This window comes from Mesorhizobium sp. WSM4312, from assembly GCF_002294875.1.
Taxonomy (GTDB): domain Bacteria; phylum Pseudomonadota; class Alphaproteobacteria; order Rhizobiales; family Rhizobiaceae; genus Mesorhizobium.
The window spans coordinates 437,931-454,133 of the sequence record NZ_NSFU01000001.1 but is presented as its reverse complement, the minus strand read 5'-3'; the positions used below and the strand labels follow the sequence as shown (position 1 = coordinate 454,133).

Sequence of the window (16,203 nt, the reverse complement as noted above, 5' to 3'; positions counted from 1 at the left end):
CATGGCCAGCCTCGAACTCAAAAACATCGTCAAGCGCTACAAGAGCCAGACCGTCCTCGACAATCTGTCGCTGACGGTTGCCGACGGCGAGACCCTTGTCCTGTTCGGCCCGTCCGGCGCCGGCAAGACGGTGCTGCTGCGCCTGGTCGCCGGCGTCATCGATCCGGATGAGGGCAAGATCTTCATCGGCGGCGACGACATGACCGATGTCGACGCGGAATTCCGTGGCGTCGGCATGGCGTTCCAGAATTTCGCGCTGTTTCCGCATATGAGTGCGTTCGACAACATCGCAACGCCTCTGGAGGCCAAGCGGTCCTCGCCCGGCGCCATCAAGGCCGGCGTCGAAAGCGTCGCCAAGCTGTTGAAGATCGCCCATGTGCTCTCGCACAAGCCGCGCGCGCTTTCCAACGGCCAGAAGCAGCGCACCGCGCTTGCCCGTGCGCTGGTCGGTTCGCCGCCGCTGCTGTTGCTCGACGACCCCTTGCGCAATGTGGACGCCAAGCTGCGTTTCGAGATGCGGCTCGAACTGCCGCGCCTGCTTGCCGATCGCGGCGCCACCGTCGTCTACGTCACCCAGGATTACAAGGAAGCCATGGCACTCGGCGATCGCATTGCCGTCATGTCACAGGGCGTCATCCGGCAGCTTGGCACGCCCGAGCAGATCTATCGCGAACCGGCCAATATCGAGATCGCGCGGCTGTTCGGCGACCCCACCATCAATCTGCTCGACGTGAAGCCCGCGCGGGATACCAGGGGGATCTATGTCGGCCTGTCCAACGTCCAGGTCCATCTGGCCGGCGCTTACGACGCGGCGGTCGGCCGCGATTGCGTCATCGGTCTGCGGCCGGAAGCGCTGAGCTTCGTCGAGGAGGGTATCCCGGGCGCCATCCCGGTGACGGTCGAGGCCGAGACGCCGCTCAACGAAAAGATCGTCACGCTTGTGCGCACCGTGCGCGGCCGCGAGATCCTGGTCTCGCGCCCGGCCGGAACGCCGGGCCGCAGCGAGGGCAAGGTCCATATCGCCGTCGACGGCAAGAGCGCCTTGCTGTTCGATCACGCCAGCGGCGACCGCCTCGGTTCGAAGAACGTCGTCACCTTGCGCAATGGAGAAGCCGCATGAGCCAGAGCGCGCTCACCATTTCAGGTGTCGACAAATTTTACGGCCCGATCGATCGCGGCGTGCATGCGGTCAAGAGCCTGACGATGGAAATCGGCAAGGGCGAGATCGTCGCCCTGCTTGGCTCGTCCGGCTGCGGCAAGACGTCGACGCTGCGCATGATTGCCGGTTTCGAGGAGGTGTCGCGCGGCGCCATCTCGGTCGGTGGCCGTCGGGTGCACACCTTGCCGCCGGTCAAGCGCAATGTGGCGATGGCCTTCGAAGGCTATTCGCTCTATCCGCCGCTGACCGTGCGCGAGAATATGGCCTTTGCGCTCAAGGCTGCCCGGCTGCCGAAAAGCGAGGTCGACGCTAAGGTCGCCAGCATCGCCAAATTGCTCGAGATCGAGGACATATTGGAGCGCTATCCGAGTTCGATTTCCGGCGGCCAGCAGCAACGCGCCAGCCTTGGACGGGCACTGATCCGCGAGGCCGACCTACATCTGCTGGACGAGCCGATGGGACAGCTCGAACCGCAGCTTCGCGCCGTGCTGCGCGGCCGTATCAAGCACTTCATCAAGGAGCGCGGCCTGACCGCGATCCTGGTCACTCACGATCAGACCGAAGCCAATGCGCTTGCCGACCGCATCGCGGTGATGGAAGGCGGCGTGCTGCAGCAGTTCGACACGCCGGACCAGATCAAGGAACGCCCGGCGAACCTGTTCACCGGCACCTTCGTCGGCGAGCCGCCGATGAACGTCTTCGAGGCCTATGTCGCAACCGCCGCCGGCCGCATCAATCTCAAGCTGCCCGACGGCCTGTCGCTCGACTACGACAAGGACGCCTTCAGCGCTGCGGTTCGCGATCAATTGCTCAGTCGCGAGCGGGTGGTTATCGGCATCAGGCCTTACGCGGTCCGACGCTCGAAGGAGGGTGTTCCCGCCAGGGTCTCAGCCAACCAATGGCTCGGCGACCAGACCCACATCGCCGCCGACTTCGCCGGCGGTTCGCTGGTCCTGGTCGAACACGACCGCACCCGCCTCGATCTGGGTGCGCCGATCAATGTCACCATCGATCCGAAAAACCTGCATGTCTTCGACCAGGCGAGCGGCAAGGCGATCTCGCACGGCATGGAGCTTGCCTGATGCGCGACATCCTGATCGGCATCGACGCCGGCACCTCCGTCATCAAATCCATCGCCTTCGACACGTCGGGCCGGCAGATTGCCGCCGCCGCGTTGCCCAACCACTATGAAACGCTGCCGGGCGGCGGCGCCGAACAGGATCTGGCGCGCACATGGAGCGATGCCGCCACGACCTTGCGACAGCTCGCCGACAAAGTGCCCAATCTGGCCAACCGGACGGTGGCGATAGCAGTCACTGGACAGGGCGACGGCACCTGGCTGATCGACGACAAGGGCGAGCCGGTCGCCAAAGGCTGGCTCTGGCTCGACGCGCGCGCCGCGGCCATCGTCGAGGAAATCCGCGCGCGGCCCGAGGACCGGCTTCGCTTCGAGAAGACCGGCAGCGGGCTCGCCGCCTGCCAGCAGGGTTCGCAATTCGTCTTCATGAAGCGCGCCATGCCCGAAATGCTTGGTAAGGCGGCAACGGCATTCCATTGCAAGGACTGGCTCTATTTCAAGCTGACCGGTGAACGCGCCACCGATCCGTCCGAGGGCACCTTCACTTTCGGCGATTTCCACACCCGCGACTACAGCGACGATGTGCTCGACGTGCTCGGCGTCACCGATCTGAGACATCTGCTGCCGCCGATCGTCGATGGCACCAGGCACAGCACCGCTCTGTCGCAGGCAGCAGCCGATGCCACCGGCATGCTGGCTGGCACGCCGGTCGTGCTCGGCTATGTCGACGTCGTCTGCACCGCGCTCGGCGCCGGCCTGCTCGACCGCGAGCGCAAGCCCGGCTGCTCGATCATCGGTTCCACCGGCATGCATATGCGGCTGGCCGCAACCCCCGACGACGTGCAACTGAACGAAGCGGCGACCGGTTATACGATGGCGATGCCGGCGCCCGGCGTGTTCGCGCAGATGCAATCCAACATGGCGGCGACGCTCAACATCGATTGGGTGCTTGGGCTCGCCTCGGGCATTCTCGCCTCGCAAGGCATTTCGCGCAGCAATGGCGAGATGATCGCGCTGGTCGATGCCTGGATCGCGGCCGCGCAGCCGGCCTCGCTGCTCTATCAGCCCTATGTGTCGGAAGCCGGTGAGCGGGGGCCATTCGTCGATGCCAATGCCAGGGCCGGCTTCGTCGGCATTTCCTCGCGGCACGGCTATGCCGACCTTGTCCGCGCCGTCTTCGAGGGCTTGGCGTTCGCGGCACGCGACTGCTACGCGGCCATGGGGCCGCTGCCGCGCGAAGTCCGCCTCACCGGCGGCGCCGCCAGAAGCCCGGCGCTGCGCAAGATCCTGGGGGCGGCGGTGGGGGCCGATATCCGCACCAGCGCGCGCGAGGAGGCGGGCGCCGCGGGCGCGGCGATGATCGCCGCGGTCTGCGTGGGTCTCTACCCGTCCATGGACGCGTGCGTCGGCGAATGGGTGACGCCGCTGCTGGGCGAGGCCGAGCCGAGCGACCGGAACCTCGCCGCGATCTACGACAAGATGACCCCGTCCTACATGTTGGCGCATCAGGCGTTGCGGCCTGTCTGGCGCGCGATGGCTTCAGTGCAGGCAAATTGAGAAGTCGAGTATGCGTAAGAAAATAGCGATCATTGGCGACAACTTCATGCTTCCGCAGGTGTTTCGCGCCGAAATCGAGAAGGTCGCGCGTGGCGACCTGGATATCAGGACATTGCAGACGGCCTGGCCCGATGAACCGATGGAATTCGGCGATCCGGCGCTCGGCCTCGACAAGGTCAAGGAGTATTTCGGCCATCCCGACGAGGTCGTTGATTTCATCGGCGATGCCGAGATCCTCGTCACCCAGCTGGCGCCCCTGTCGGAGGCCATGATGCGGCGCTTGCCGACGCTTAGACTGGTCGCGGTCTCGCGCGGCGGACCGATCAACATCGACATGGCGGCGGCCAAGGCGCAAGGCATCACCGTGGTCAATGTGCCCGGCCGCAACGCGAGTGCCGTGGCCGAGTTCACCCTTGGCGCCATCCTGGCCGAGACACGGCTGATCCGGGTCGGCCACGAGGCCTTGCGCAAGGGCGAATGGCGCGGCGACCTATACCGCGCCGACCGCACCGGCCGCGAGCTCAGTGAGATGACCGTCGGCGTCATCGGCTACGGCAACATCGGCACCAAGGTCGTTCGGCTGCTGCGCGCCTTCGGCTGCCGCGTCCTGGTTTGCGACCCCTATGTGCAGTTGAGCGCCGACGACCGCAATGCCGGTGTCGAACTCGTCGCTCTGGACAATCTGCTCGTCCGCTCCGACGTGGTCACGCTGCATCCCCGGGTGACCGAGGAGACGCGCGGCCTCATCGGCAAGGACACCATCGCGCTGATGAAACCGGGCGTGATTCTCATCAACACCGCGCGCGGGCCGCTGGTCGACTATGACGCGCTCTACGAGGCGCTGGTTTCAGGGCAGATCGCCAGCGCCATGCTGGAGACGTTCGCCGTCGAGCCGGTGCCGTCGGACTGGCCCTTGCTGCTGCTTCCCAACGTGACGCTGACGCCGCACATCGCCGGCGCTTCGGTGCGCACCGTCACCTATGCCGCCGAACAGGCCGCCGAAGAGGTGCGCCGCTACCTCGCCGGCCTGCCTCCGGTCAATCCGTGCTGAGGCAGTGGCCATGACGCATGAAACCGGCATCGAGGCTGCGGCGACATGAACGGCGGCCTTGAAATCGTCGACCTCTTCGTTGTCGGCGGCGGCGTCAATGGCGCCGGCATCGCCCGCGACGCAGCGGGCCGCGGCCTTTCCGTCATCCTGTGCGAAAAGGACGATCTCGCCGAAGGCACCAGTTCGCGCTCGGGCAAGCTCGTCCATGGCGGCCTGCGCTATCTCGAATATTACGAGTTCCGCCTGGTGCGGGAGGCGCTGATCGAGCGTGAGGTGCTGCTGGAATCGGCGCCGCACATCATCTGGCCGATGCGCTTCGTGCTGCCGCACAGCCCCGACGACAGGCCGGCCTGGCTGGTGCGGCTCGGCCTGTTCCTCTACGACCATCTCGGCGGCCGCAAGCGGCTGCCGGCGACTCGAACGCTCAACCTGCGCACCGCGCCCGAGGGCGCGCCGATCAAGGATGCCTTCCGGCGCGGCTTCGAATATTCTGACTGCTGGGTCGACGATGCCCGCCTCGTCGTCATCAATGCGCTCGACGCCGCGGAGCGGGGCGCCAGGGTTTTCACGCGCACCGCCTGCACCGCCGCCCGCCGCGAGAACGGCCTGTGGGTTGTCGAGATGCAGGAGGGCAGGACGGGTATCAGGACGGTGGTTCGGGCGCGCGCGCTGATCAATGCCGCCGGCCCCTGGGTCAACGACATCGTCAACCGCGTTGCCGGCCAGAACTCCAGGCGCAACGTACGCCTCGTCAAGGGCAGCCACATCGTCGTGCCGAAATTCTGGGAGGGGCGGCAAGCCTATCTCATCCAGAACAGCGACAAGCGCGTGATCTTCATCAACCCATATCAGAACGATCTCGCTCTGATCGGCACCACCGACATTCCCTATGAGGGCCGGCCCGAGGACGTGGCGGCGGATGAGAGCGAGATCGATTACCTGATCAAGGTGGTCAACCGCTATTTCAAGCGCGGCCTTGGGCGCGGCGATGTCGTCTATTCGTTCTCCGGCGTCAGGCCGCTCTATGACGACAATGCCGACAACCCAAGTGCCGTGACCCGCGACTATATTTTCGAGCTCGACGCGCCGGACGCACAGGCGCCGCTGCTCTCCGTCTTCGGCGGCAAGATCACCACCTTCCGCAAACTGGCCGAGCATGCGCTGGACAGGATCGCGCCGTTCTTTCCCAAAATGGGCAAGCCCTGGACCGCGAAGGCGCATCTGCCCGGCGGCGATATCGCCAATGCCGATTTCGAACAGTTCCTCGGCGATCTCGGAGGCGAATATCCCTGGATGCCGGCATCTCTGCTGAAGCATTACGGCCGGCTCTACGGCACCAGGACACGGGCTTTGGTTGGCGCGGCGCGTTCGCTCGATGAGCTTGGGCGCTGCTTCGGCAAGGATTTCTTCGAGCGCGAGGCCGCCTATCTCTTCGACCGGGAATGGGCCGTGACGTCAGCCGATATTCTCGAGCGTCGCACCAAGCACGGCCTGCATCTGTCCGCCGAGGAAAGGGTGGCCTTCGAGCATTGGTGCGCGAACCGGCTGGCGAGGACAGGCTGATGGTCCATTCCGTCGATACTGGCACTGCGGAATTCCGCATGCTGCGCTCCTTGTCGGCCAGCATCGGCGCCGACCCGTTGCTGGTTCAGGGCGCCGGCGGCAACACCTCCATCAAGCAGGCCGGTGTGCTGTGGATAAAGGCGTCGGGCACCTGGCTGAAGAACGCGCGCGACGACGAGATCATGGTGCCGGTCGCGCTGGCGCCGTTGCTTGATGCCGTGGCGCATCGCAGCTCGGCGGCGGAGACCGCGGGGCAGTTCACGCTGGCGGACCTCAACCCTCGTCAGCTGCGGCCCTCCATCGAGACGACGGTGCATGCGCTGCTGCCGCAGAAGATCGTGGTCCACGTCCATTGCGTCGAGACGATCTCGATCGCCGTGCAGGCCAATGCCGAAGCCTTGCTGGAGGGGCGCCTGCGCGGCCTCGACTGGGCCTTCGTGCCCTATCGCCGACCCGGCCTGCCGCTGGCGCAGGCGATCGCCGAGCGGCTGAAGCCCGCGGCCAACGTGCTCGTGCTTGGCAATCACGGCCTGGTGGTCGCTGCCGATACGGTCACCGAGGCAGCCTTGCTGCTGCAACGGGTGACCGGGCTGCTCGCACGGCAGCCGCGCCCGGCTCCGCCCCCCGATCTCGATGCGCTGCTGAGGCTCGCCGCAGGCAGCGACTACCGGCTGCCGGCCTCGACCGCCGCGCATGCCGTTGCGACCGACCTCGCCAGTTGCCGCATCGCCGCCTCCGGCAGCCTCTACCCGGATCATGTGATCTTCCTTGGCGTCGGCTCGGTGATCGCCGGCCCTGGCGAGGACGCGGCGGCGGTCGTTGCCCGCACTGCAGCCGCGCCGACGTCCATCCTCTTTCCCGGCAAGGGTGTGCTCATGCGCCGGGATGCCAATGCCGGCGCCGAAGCGATGGCGCGTTGCCTGGCCGACGTCGTCGCGCGCGTCGATGGCGCTGCGCGCGTCAACTATCTCAGTCCGAAGGAAAACGCCGAACTGCTGAACTGGGACGCCGAGAAATACCGCCAGCAACTCAACCGCGAAGGGGTGACGCTGCAATGACGGCATTCCGCTCCAATGTCTTGCTTTGCGTCGGGGAGGGATAGCGACCTTGGCCTTCACGCTCTCCCTCAACACCAATCCGCTGGTCAATCGCTTCGCCGATCCGGACGACCTGATCGACACCATCGCCTATGACATCGGCATAAGGGACGTGCAGCTCACGCATGAATTCATCAATCCCGGCTGGCCCGCCGCGACGATCGTCAAATTCGTCCGCCTGTTTCGCGGCGCACTCGCCCGCACGGGCGTGCGTGTCACGTCCGGCATGACCGGTCCTTACGGCAGGCTCAATCATTTCGGTCACCCCGACGCCGATGTGCGCCGCTACTATGTTGACTGGTTCAAGACCTTTGCCGACCTCTCGGCCGAGCTTGGCGCCGGTGGCATGGGCACGCAATTCGCCATCTTCACCCATCGCGACTTTGACGACCCCCAGCGCCGCGTGCGGTTGTTCGACATCGCGCTGGACTGCTGGCGCGAGGTCGCCGAGCACGCCCGTGCGGCCGGCCTGACCTATCTGTTCTGGGAACCGATGTCGGTTGGCCGCGAGTTCGGCCACACCATCGAGAATTGCCGGCTGCTGCAGCGTACGATCGACGCCGCAGGTATGGCGATCCCGCTGGAGATGATGGTCGACATCGACCATGGCGACGTCACCTCGAGCAATCCGGCTGACATCGATCCGTACGCCTGGGCCGAAGCCTTTCCCACGAAATCGCCGATCATCCACATCAAACAGTCGTCGATGAACAAGGGCGGCCATTGGCCGTTCACATCAGCCTACAACAGGGACGGCCGCATCACGCCTGAAAAACTGCTGCAGACGGTGCGGCGCGGCGGCGGCACCGACAACGAGATCTGCCTCGAACTGTCGTTTCGTGAGCGCGAGCCGGTCGACCATCAGGTGGTCGCCATGATCCGCGAGTCCGTCGACTACTGGGCGCCGTTCATCGAGACAGGCAGGTCCGATCTTCTGCCAAAGGCCGGTTAGAAAGCGGGCAGGGGCCGATGCGGCTCCTGCCCGTTGAATTCAGCAGATCAATCGACCGGGGCTCAGCCGAATTTCGGGTCGAGGCTGCCCGACTTGTAGCGCTTGGCCATTTCCGAGACCGGCAGCGGCTTGATCTTCGGTGCGTTGCCGGCCGTGCCGAACTGCTCGAAGCGCTCCTTGCAGAGCTTGCGCATCGCGGCCATTGCCGGCGTCAGATATTTGCGCGGATCGAATTCGCTGGGGTTTTCCGTCAGCACCTTGCGGATCGCTCCGGTCAGCGCCATGCGGTTGTCGGTGTCGATGTTGATCTTGCGCACGCCATGCTTGATGCCGCGCTGGATTTCCTCCACCGGCACGCCCCAGGTCGGCTTCATCTGGCCGCCATATTTGTTGATGATCTCCTGCAGGTCCTCCGGTACCGAAGACGAACCGTGCATGACCAGATGCATGTTCGGCAGGCGGCGATGGATCTCCTCGATGACGTTCATCGCCAGCACCGCGCCGTCCGGCTTGCGCGAGAATTTGTAGGCGCCGTGGCTGGTGCCCATGGCAACCGCCAGCGCGTCGACATGGGTGTCGCGCACGAACTGTTCGGCCTGCACCGGATCGGTGAGCAATTGGTCGTGGCTGATCGCGCCTTCGACGCCGTGGCCGTCTTCCTGCTCGCCGCCGCCGCTCTCCAGCGATCCCAGCACGCCGATCTCGCCTTCGACAGACACGCCACCCCAGTGCGCCATGTCGACGACGCGCTTGGTGATGCCGGAATTATAGGCGTAGTCGGCCGGCGACTTGCCGTCTTCCTTGAGCGAACCGTCCATCATCACCGAGGTGAAGCCGTACTGGATCGCGGTGACGCAGGTGGCTTCGTTGTTGCCGTGGTCGAGATGCATGCAGACCGGGATGTCGGGATGGATCTCGACCAGCGCGTCGATCAGCTTGGCCAGCACCACGTCATTGGCATAGGCACGCGCACCGCGGCTTGCCTGCAGGATGACAGGCGATTTGGTCTCTTCCGCCGCCTCCATGATGGCGAGGCCCTGTTCCATGTTGTTCATGTTGAAGGCCGGCACGCCATAGCCGTATTCGGCGGCGTGATCGAGCAATTGTCTCAGTGTGATGCGAGCCAACGAATAGTCTCCCGTATCTGGTTTCAAACCTGGTGGTTGCGGACTGTCCGCGCATCGTCCAGCCCACCGATGCTTCTGGCCGGATTTCCGCGCAACCGCAACCGTCACCGGCCGTCCCGGCAGCAATTCTTGTTACAGCGCCGCGATCGGGGCAAGCGGAATATCCCAAGAATCCATCTCATTATCACAAAAAACTTGATACTTTTGCGACGATAGCTGTTATATCTCTGAACTCCGATCAAGCAGCCGCGCTTCGGCGTTGGCGGTCAGCGGCAATGAAGAGCGACATCAGACGGCAAGGCATTATGGAGTTTCTGATGGACGCCGGTCAGGCCGGCGTCGACGATCTCGCCTTGCGCTTTGGCGTCTCGAAGATGACCGTGCATCGCGACCTCGACGAGCTCGAGGAAAGCGGTTTCCTGCGCAAGGTGCGCGGCGGCGCTTCGATCCAGCCGAGCAGCCTGTTCGAAAGCGACTTCCGCTACCGGCAGAAGCAGGCGACCGAGGAAAAGCAGCGTCTGGCGGTGGCTGCCGTGGCCATGATCGAACCTGGCCAGACGGTGATCATCGATGACGGCTCGACGGCAGGAGGCATTGCGCGCCATCTCACCGATCTGCGGCCGCTGACGGTGATCTCCAACAATCTGGCCGTCATCCAGGAACTGGCCGGCGCCGGGGGGATCAACCTGATCGCGCTCGGCGGCCAATACAGCAAGAAGTTCCACGGCTTCTTCGGCCTGCTGGCCGAGGCTTCGCTCAAATCGCTGCGCGCCGACGTCGCCTTCCTGTCGTCTTCGGCCATCCATGGCGCTTCCGCCTTCCACCAGGATCAGGAGGTGGTGCAGGCCAAGCGGCTGATGATAGCGGCGGCGACCCGCAAATATCTGCTGGTCGACCACGGCAAGTTCGGCCGCACGGCGCTGCATTTCCTGACTGATCTCAGCGCATTCGACGCGGTCTTCACCGGCCGCGCGCCGGAGCCGGGCGTGCGCGCGGTGCTGGATGCCGGCGGCGTCTCGCTGACGGTCATCGACAAGGGATCATGATCCCGGCATCGGGAGATCGTGATCAGCAAAATTAAGGAGCAGTACGCGTGGTCTACTGGGTCGGTACAAGCTGGAAGATGAACAAGACGCTCGCCGAGGCGCTGGATTTCGCGCAGCGCCTGGCCGGCTTCATTCCCGGTTTCGATGACCGCATCCAGCCCTTCGTCATACCGCCCTTCACGGCGGTGCGCGAGGTCAAGCAGGCGCTGTCGTCGACGCACATCAAGGTCGGTGCCCAGAATATGCATTGGGCCGACGCCGGCGCCTGGACCGGCGAGATCTCGCCGCTGATGCTGAGGGATTGCGGGCTCGATCTGGTCGAACTCGGCCATAGCGAACGGCGCGAGCATTTTGGCGAGACCGATCGCACGGTTGGCCTGAAAACGGCAGCGGCTGTGAAGCACGGGTTGATCCCGTTGATCTGTGTCGGCGAGACGCTGGCCGAGCGCGAAAGCGGGCAGGCCGATGCCGTGCTGGGCGCCCAGGTCGAGGGCGCGCTGCAATTCCTTGAAGGCGAGGCGAAGGGCGCGAAAATCCTGTTCGCCTACGAGCCGGTCTGGGCGATCGGCGACAAGGGCATTCCGGCCAGCGCGGACTATGCCGACAAGCAGCAGGCATTGATCAAGACAGTGGCCGGCGCCGTGCTGCCGTCGCTGCCGCCGGTGCTTTATGGCGGCAGCGTCAATCCCGGCAATGCCGCCGAGCTGGTGGGCCAGCCCAATATAGACGGCCTCTTCATCGGCCGCTCCGCCTGGCAGGCGGACGGTTACATTGACATTCTCGGCCGCGCCTCGGCGGCGATCTGAAACCATCCGAACCGGAAAGGGACAACCATGAAAATAGCCATTGGAGCCGACAGCGCCGGCAAGCCGCTGCTCGACGTCATCGCCGCCCACCTTGCCACCAAATCCGGCCTGACGGTCAGCGATCTCAGCCAGGCCGGCTACTATGCCGACCTGTCGCAAAAACTCGCCCAGACCATCGTCGACGGCGAGAACGATCGGGGCATCCTGTTCTGCGGCACCGGCATCGGCGTCTCGATCTCGGCCAACAAGGTGCCGGGCATCCGCGCCGCGCTCACCCACGACACCTATTCGGCCGAGCGCGCGGCGAAATCCAACAACGCGCAGATCATCACCATGGGCGCCCGCGTCATCGGCCCCGAACTGGCCAAGGCGATCGTCGATACGTGGCTCGCCTCCGAGTTCGACGAGAAGGGGCCGTCGGCCGGCAATGTCCAGGCGATCGACAGGCTCGATGCAGCGAAGCGCTAGCTCAGGCTCTTGCGCATCGCGCCGATCACGGTGACGGCCGATGCCGCGCCGGGGTCGATATGCCCGAGCGATCGCTCGCCGAGCCGCGAGGAGCGGCCCTTGGCGGCAATCATGTCCTTGGTTGCTTCCGCCCCACGCGCGGCGGCGGCAAGGGCCGCCTCGAGACACTGAGCCAAGGTCTTGCCGGCTACACTGGCCGCGGCGGCCGCTTCGGCCGCCGGTTGCCAGGCATCGACCATCGTCTTTTCGCCCGGTTCGGCCTTGCCGCGATCCTTGATGCCTTGTGCCATGGCCTGGAACAGGGCGGTGAAGTCCGCGTCCCCCAGCGTCGCCTTGCCCTTGACGGCAGCCCCGCCGCGCATGAAGGCCGTCGCATAGAGCGGGCCCGAGGACGCGCCGACGGCGTTGAGGAACGATTTCGCCGCCGTGTTGAGCAACGCCGTCGGCTCGGTCGCCGCGAGGTCGAGCGAGGCCAGCGCATCGCGCACGGCATTGAAGCCGAGCGCCATGGCAATGCCGTGATCGGCGTCGCCAATGACGCCGTCGAGCTGGCAGAGCCGGTCCTTGTCGGCCTCGATCGCCACCGCGATCGTATCGAACATTCTTTTCAGGTCAGCGGTGTCGATGGTCACGGGAACGCTCTTTCGTCAGCCGGCACGGAACATGGCGCAGTCGCAGGGGTGGTCGAGCATGGTCTGCAAATCCTCGTCGAGATGAAAAAGCGTCACCGAGGCGCCGGCCATTTCCAGTGACGTGCAGTAATTGCCGACCCAGGTCGCGTGGATGGAAACGCCGATGTCGCCGAGCCGCTGCTTGACCCGCCGGTTCATGATGTAGAGCTCCATCAGCGGCGTCGAGCCGAGCGAATTGACCAGCACCGCGACCTTGTCGCCGCGCTTCGGCGCCATCTCGGCGAAAATCTTGTCCAGCATCTCGTCGGTGATCGCGTCGGCGGTCCCGAGCTTGCCGCGGGCGATGCCGGGTTCGCCATGGATGCCCATGCCGATCTCCATTTCGTCCGCGCCGATCTCGAAATTCGGCCGCCTTGTCTGCGGCAGCGAGCAGGGCGACAGCGCCACGCCCATGGTGAAGGTGTGGTCGTTGGCCTTGCGGGCAATGCGCTCCACCCCGTCCAGGGAGAGCATCCGGTCGCAGGCCGCACCGGCCGCCTTGAAGATGAAGAAATTGCCGGCGACGCCGCGGCGCTTCTGCCGCTGGTCGCGCGGCGCCGAGGCGACGTCATCGGTGGTCAGCACGGTACGCACCTCGATGTCGTCCATCGCTGCCATCTCGGCCGCCATGTCGAAATTCATCACGTCGCCGGCATAGTTGCCATACATGAACAAGACGCCGGCGCCGCCGCTGACCGCCTTGGCGCATTCGAGGATCGGATCGGGCGGCGGCGAGGCAAAGACATTGCCGATGGCCGCCGCATCCGCCAGTCCCTTGCCGACAAAGCCGAGAAAGGTCGGCTCATGGCCGGAACCGCCGCCGATCACCAGCCCGACCTTGCCGGGGCGTGGCCCGTCGCGGGCGATGATCGAGCGCGGGCTGCCGTCCGCGCTCCTGAGGTGGCGAGGATGCGCGGCGAGGATCCCTTCGAGCATTTCGTCGACGGCGCGGTTGCCGTCATTGATGATCTTCTTGGTCTGCACCGGCATCCTCCCCGAACTCGGCATTTCGCAAATACTACCGGGTGTTACCGCGATTTCCACCCGGCCGGGAAGACTTCATGCCGCGATCTTTTCCCGCGCGGCGAGAATTTCCACGCAGGCCCTGGCCGCTTCCTTGCCCTTGACGGTGAAGTGCTCAAAGAAGAAGCGATGGTGCTCGGCGCTGTCGTGATAATTATGCGGCGTCAACACCGCCGAAAGCACCGGAATGCCGGTTGACAGCTGCACGTTCATCATGCCGTCGATGACGGCGCTGGCGACGAACTCATGCCTGTAGATGCCGCCATTGACGACGAAAGCCGTGCCGAGGATCGCGCCATAGCGGCCGGTCTCGGCCAAGGTCTTGGCGTGCAGCGGGATTTCGTAGGCGCCGGGCACATCGAAGACATCGACGGCGAAGCGGTCGCCTCCGATGTCGGCCAGTTCCGCCACGAAGGCGTTGACGCACTGATCGACGATATCCGCATGCCAGCGCGCGCGGATGACTGCGATGCGAACAGTTTCATAGTCTTTGTGGGAATGCTGATTCATGGGTCCATCCTTCCGTTTCGAACCAGAATCAGGACGCACGATACGCAATCCGGCCCGCCGGAGCGGTCCGTTTTCCGTTTCGTTCTCTTTCATCCGGACTGTAACCGTCGGCTCCGGAATCACACCGGATCTGCTGACCTTTCCGATTCCGGAAAGCGCTCGCGGGCTTTGGCCGAAACCATTACCGCCGGTGGGGATTTTCACCCCGCCCTGAGAACATTAACGCCTCTGTATGGAAGGGCAGGGGTGCCGCTGTCAACCAGGCGACAGGCCGGTGGCCAATCACGTTCTGTCGACTGGCGCAATTCTGTGAAGAGCCGCTCTATCGCGTGCGCCACGCCGCAGCCGCTGCTGCAACCAGCATCAGCAGCGCCGCAACCATCGCGCAGACGGCAAAGCCGAAGCTGGAATAGATCGGCCCGAAGCCGGTGGTGCCGATAAAGACCGCGAGATAGGTCACGGCGCTGTTCAGGCCCATGATCGTACCGCGCTGTGAGGGATCGAGCGCCGCCAGCCGCATCACCAGAACATTCAATCCGAAATGATTGGCAAGCCCCCAGATAGCCACCATGGCGAGCGTCAGGCCGAAACTGTTGCTCGTCGCGGCAATGGCGACATAGACGGCCGCGACAAGAAGATAGGCGAACGGCATGACGCGGCGGGCGCCCAGGCGATCGATCGCGCCATCGAGGAGGGCAGCCGTGCCGAAGCCAATGCCGTAAGCGAGCGCGGCCCAGCCATTGGCGCTCACCGGCTTGCCCAGTCCGCTGTGCAGGTGGTCGCCGAGATAGCCATAGACACCGTAGAAGGCGGTCATGAAGGCTGCGCAGGCGATGAGAAGCGGCACAATGCCGGGAATGCCGAGCGCCGCCAGCGGCGTTGGTGCCGGGCCGCTCTTCCTGATGTCGCTCAGCGACGTCATGCTGAGGCTGGTCAGCGCCAGCACTGCCAGCACCGCGACGGCGGCGAACACGGCGCGCCAATGCACGAGATCAGCAAGCACGGCCGAGAGCGAAACGCCGGCCACCATGCTGAGCGTCCATCCGGTCAGCACCACGCCGATGGTGCCGCTTTCGCGGCCGGGCGGCGCGATCGCCGCCGAACTCGCATAGATCGCCGGCATGGCGACGCCGGCGGCGATGCCGGCGATGAATTGCGCCGCGACAAGCATGATCAGTACCGGTGCGGCCGCGCTGGCGACGAGAGCAATGGCCAGCAACAGCAATGCCCCTTGCAGCATCCGGCGGGCGCCGAGCCGGTCGATGTAGCGGGCGAGGAACAGGGCGCTCGCCGAGGTGCCGAGGCCGAAGGCGGCCGCCGCGATCATCACGGTCGGGACGCTGCATGAGAAGGACGATGCCACGGCCGGGGCTATAGGCCCCAGGACCAGCGAATTCGAGCCGATCACGGCGATGCATCCTGTCAACAGATAGGCGAGGGCCGGGATCGGCGGCCTGGCATCTGCTGCCAGGGCGGTGGCTTGATTGCTGTTCGACATATCATCATAATGGCCGTATTAAATTCCGTGACAATCAGGATTGTCGACATGGATGAAGAAACAGATGGCATTCTGCAGAACAGGCCGGCGCCCCGCGATATCGATGCAATTGACCGAAAAATATTAAGCGTTCTCGTTGACGACGCCACGGTCAGCTACGCCGAACTCGGCGATCGGGTCGGGCTTTCACCGCCAGCCGCGCATGAGCGGGTCAAGCGTCTTCGGCGCAGCGGCGCCATTCGCGGCACGGCAGCGATCATCGACCCCAAGGCGGTGAAGAAGCCGCTGCTCGCCTTCGTGCATATCGACACCAGGGGCTGGGGCAAGACCCCGGAGCTGATGGCGGTTTCGCAATATCCGGAAGTCGAGGAGATCCATACCGTCGCAGGCGATACCTGCATGCTGCTGAAGGTCCGCACGGAAGATACGAGGGCGCTGGAAGGGCTGCTTGCTCGCCTCTACGAAACGCCGGGCGTCACCTCGACGCGCAGTTATGTGGTGCTGTCGACCTATCTCGAGCGGCCGGTGCAGCCCGGCATCACCGACAAGTGGCCGACGCCGGGGCACATGAGCAAGCCGTTGTACTAGCCGGCGTCG

General features: G+C 64.9%; 16 protein-coding genes and 1 riboswitch. Of the genes, 11 read left to right on the top strand and 5 right to left on the bottom strand.

Features of this window, described 5'->3' with window-relative positions; all coding sequences use genetic code 11:
• Position 1: 1 nt before the first annotated feature.
• The 7 genes from CK228_RS02135 to CK228_RS02105 are packed head-to-tail and all read left to right on the top strand — an operon-like array spanning position 2 to position 8,457.
• Positions 2 to 1,120, top strand: coding sequence for an ABC transporter ATP-binding protein (locus CK228_RS02135; protein WP_095771170.1), 1,119 nt, complete (start codon positions 2 to 4; stop codon positions 1,118 to 1,120).
• Positions 1,117 to 2,241, top strand: a complete 1,125-nt coding sequence (locus CK228_RS02130; RefSeq protein WP_095786707.1) for an ABC transporter ATP-binding protein — start codon at positions 1,117 to 1,119, stop codon at positions 2,239 to 2,241. Before CK228_RS02135 ends, CK228_RS02130 begins: the two co-directional genes overlap by 4 nt.
• Positions 2,241 to 3,794, top strand: a complete 1,554-nt coding sequence (locus tag CK228_RS02125) for an FGGY-family carbohydrate kinase (protein WP_095771168.1) — start codon at positions 2,241 to 2,243, stop codon at positions 3,792 to 3,794. The genes CK228_RS02130 and CK228_RS02125 overlap by 1 nt, the downstream gene beginning before the upstream one ends.
• A gap of 10 nt (positions 3,795 to 3,804) precedes the next feature.
• Positions 3,805 to 4,845, top strand: coding sequence for a 2-hydroxyacid dehydrogenase (locus CK228_RS02120; RefSeq protein WP_095786706.1), 1,041 nt, complete (start codon positions 3,805 to 3,807; stop codon positions 4,843 to 4,845).
• 45 nt (positions 4,846 to 4,890) lie between these two features.
• Positions 4,891 to 6,408, top strand: a complete 1,518-nt coding sequence (locus tag CK228_RS02115) for a glycerol-3-phosphate dehydrogenase (RefSeq protein ID WP_095771166.1) — start codon at positions 4,891 to 4,893, stop codon at positions 6,406 to 6,408.
• Positions 6,408 to 7,466: a class II aldolase gene (locus tag CK228_RS02110; protein WP_179295776.1), complete on the top strand. Its 1,059-nt coding sequence runs from the start codon at positions 6,408 to 6,410 to the stop codon at positions 7,464 to 7,466. The genes CK228_RS02115 and CK228_RS02110 overlap by 1 nt, the downstream gene beginning before the upstream one ends.
• Before the next feature lie 49 nt (positions 7,467 to 7,515).
• Positions 7,516 to 8,457: a TIM barrel protein gene (locus tag CK228_RS02105; protein ID WP_095771164.1), complete on the top strand. Its 942-nt coding sequence runs from the start codon at positions 7,516 to 7,518 to the stop codon at positions 8,455 to 8,457.
• A 62-nt stretch (positions 8,458 to 8,519) separates the two neighbouring features.
• Here CK228_RS02105 and fba read toward each other — a convergent pair whose 3' ends face one another.
• Positions 8,520 to 9,584 carry a class II fructose-bisphosphate aldolase gene (gene fba / locus CK228_RS02100; RefSeq protein WP_095771163.1) on the bottom strand — a complete coding sequence of 355 codons (1,065 nt, stop codon included), beginning with the start codon at positions 9,582 to 9,584 and terminating at the stop codon, positions 8,520 to 8,522.
• A 275-nt stretch (positions 9,585 to 9,859) separates the two neighbouring features.
• Between fba and CK228_RS02095 the strand changes: the two genes are divergently transcribed.
• From CK228_RS02095 to CK228_RS02085, 3 genes are read left to right on the top strand one after another with little or no spacing between them, the layout of a single operon-like run.
• Positions 9,860 to 10,630, top strand: coding sequence for a DeoR/GlpR family DNA-binding transcription regulator (locus CK228_RS02095; RefSeq protein ID WP_095786705.1), 771 nt, complete (start codon positions 9,860 to 9,862; stop codon positions 10,628 to 10,630).
• A gap of 47 nt (positions 10,631 to 10,677) precedes the next feature.
• Positions 10,678 to 11,436 (top strand): triose-phosphate isomerase, encoded by a 759-nt coding sequence (locus tag CK228_RS02090; RefSeq protein WP_095786704.1) that lies wholly within the window; start codon positions 10,678 to 10,680, stop codon positions 11,434 to 11,436.
• Positions 11,437 to 11,463: 27 nt separating this feature from the next.
• Positions 11,464 to 11,904: an RpiB/LacA/LacB family sugar-phosphate isomerase gene (locus CK228_RS02085; RefSeq protein WP_095786703.1), complete on the top strand. Its 441-nt coding sequence runs from the start codon at positions 11,464 to 11,466 to the stop codon at positions 11,902 to 11,904.
• On the opposite strand, the gene dhaL is transcribed toward CK228_RS02085, so the two are convergent.
• The 4 genes from dhaL to CK228_RS02065 all read right to left on the bottom strand — a co-directional run bounded on the left by dhaL (position 11,901) and on the right by CK228_RS02065 (position 15,606).
• On the bottom strand, positions 11,901 to 12,536 hold the full coding sequence (gene dhaL / locus CK228_RS02080; protein WP_095786702.1) for a dihydroxyacetone kinase subunit DhaL: 636 nt from the start codon (positions 12,534 to 12,536) through the stop codon (positions 11,901 to 11,903). The genes CK228_RS02085 and dhaL overlap by 4 nt on opposite strands.
• Positions 12,537 to 12,551: 15 nt before the next feature.
• On the bottom strand, positions 12,552 to 13,559 hold the full coding sequence (locus CK228_RS02075; protein WP_095786896.1) for a dihydroxyacetone kinase subunit DhaK: 1,008 nt from the start codon (positions 13,557 to 13,559) through the stop codon (positions 12,552 to 12,554).
• Between the two features lie 75 nt (positions 13,560 to 13,634).
• A complete protein-coding gene (locus CK228_RS02070) occupies positions 13,635 to 14,108 on the bottom strand; it encodes a 6,7-dimethyl-8-ribityllumazine synthase (RefSeq protein ID WP_095786701.1) in 474 nt (157 codons plus the stop codon).
• 77 nt (positions 14,109 to 14,185) lie between these two features.
• Positions 14,186 to 14,330, bottom strand: a riboswitch (FMN riboswitch).
• 100 nt (positions 14,331 to 14,430) lie between these two features.
• On the bottom strand, positions 14,431 to 15,606 hold the full coding sequence (locus CK228_RS02065; RefSeq protein ID WP_095786700.1) for an MFS transporter: 1,176 nt from the start codon (positions 15,604 to 15,606) through the stop codon (positions 14,431 to 14,433).
• A 48-nt stretch (positions 15,607 to 15,654) separates the two neighbouring features.
• Between CK228_RS02065 and CK228_RS02060 the strand changes: the two genes are divergently transcribed.
• Positions 15,655 to 16,194, top strand: a complete 540-nt coding sequence (locus CK228_RS02060) for an Lrp/AsnC family transcriptional regulator (protein ID WP_095786699.1) — start codon at positions 15,655 to 15,657, stop codon at positions 16,192 to 16,194.
• Positions 16,195 to 16,203: the final 9 nt, after the last annotated feature.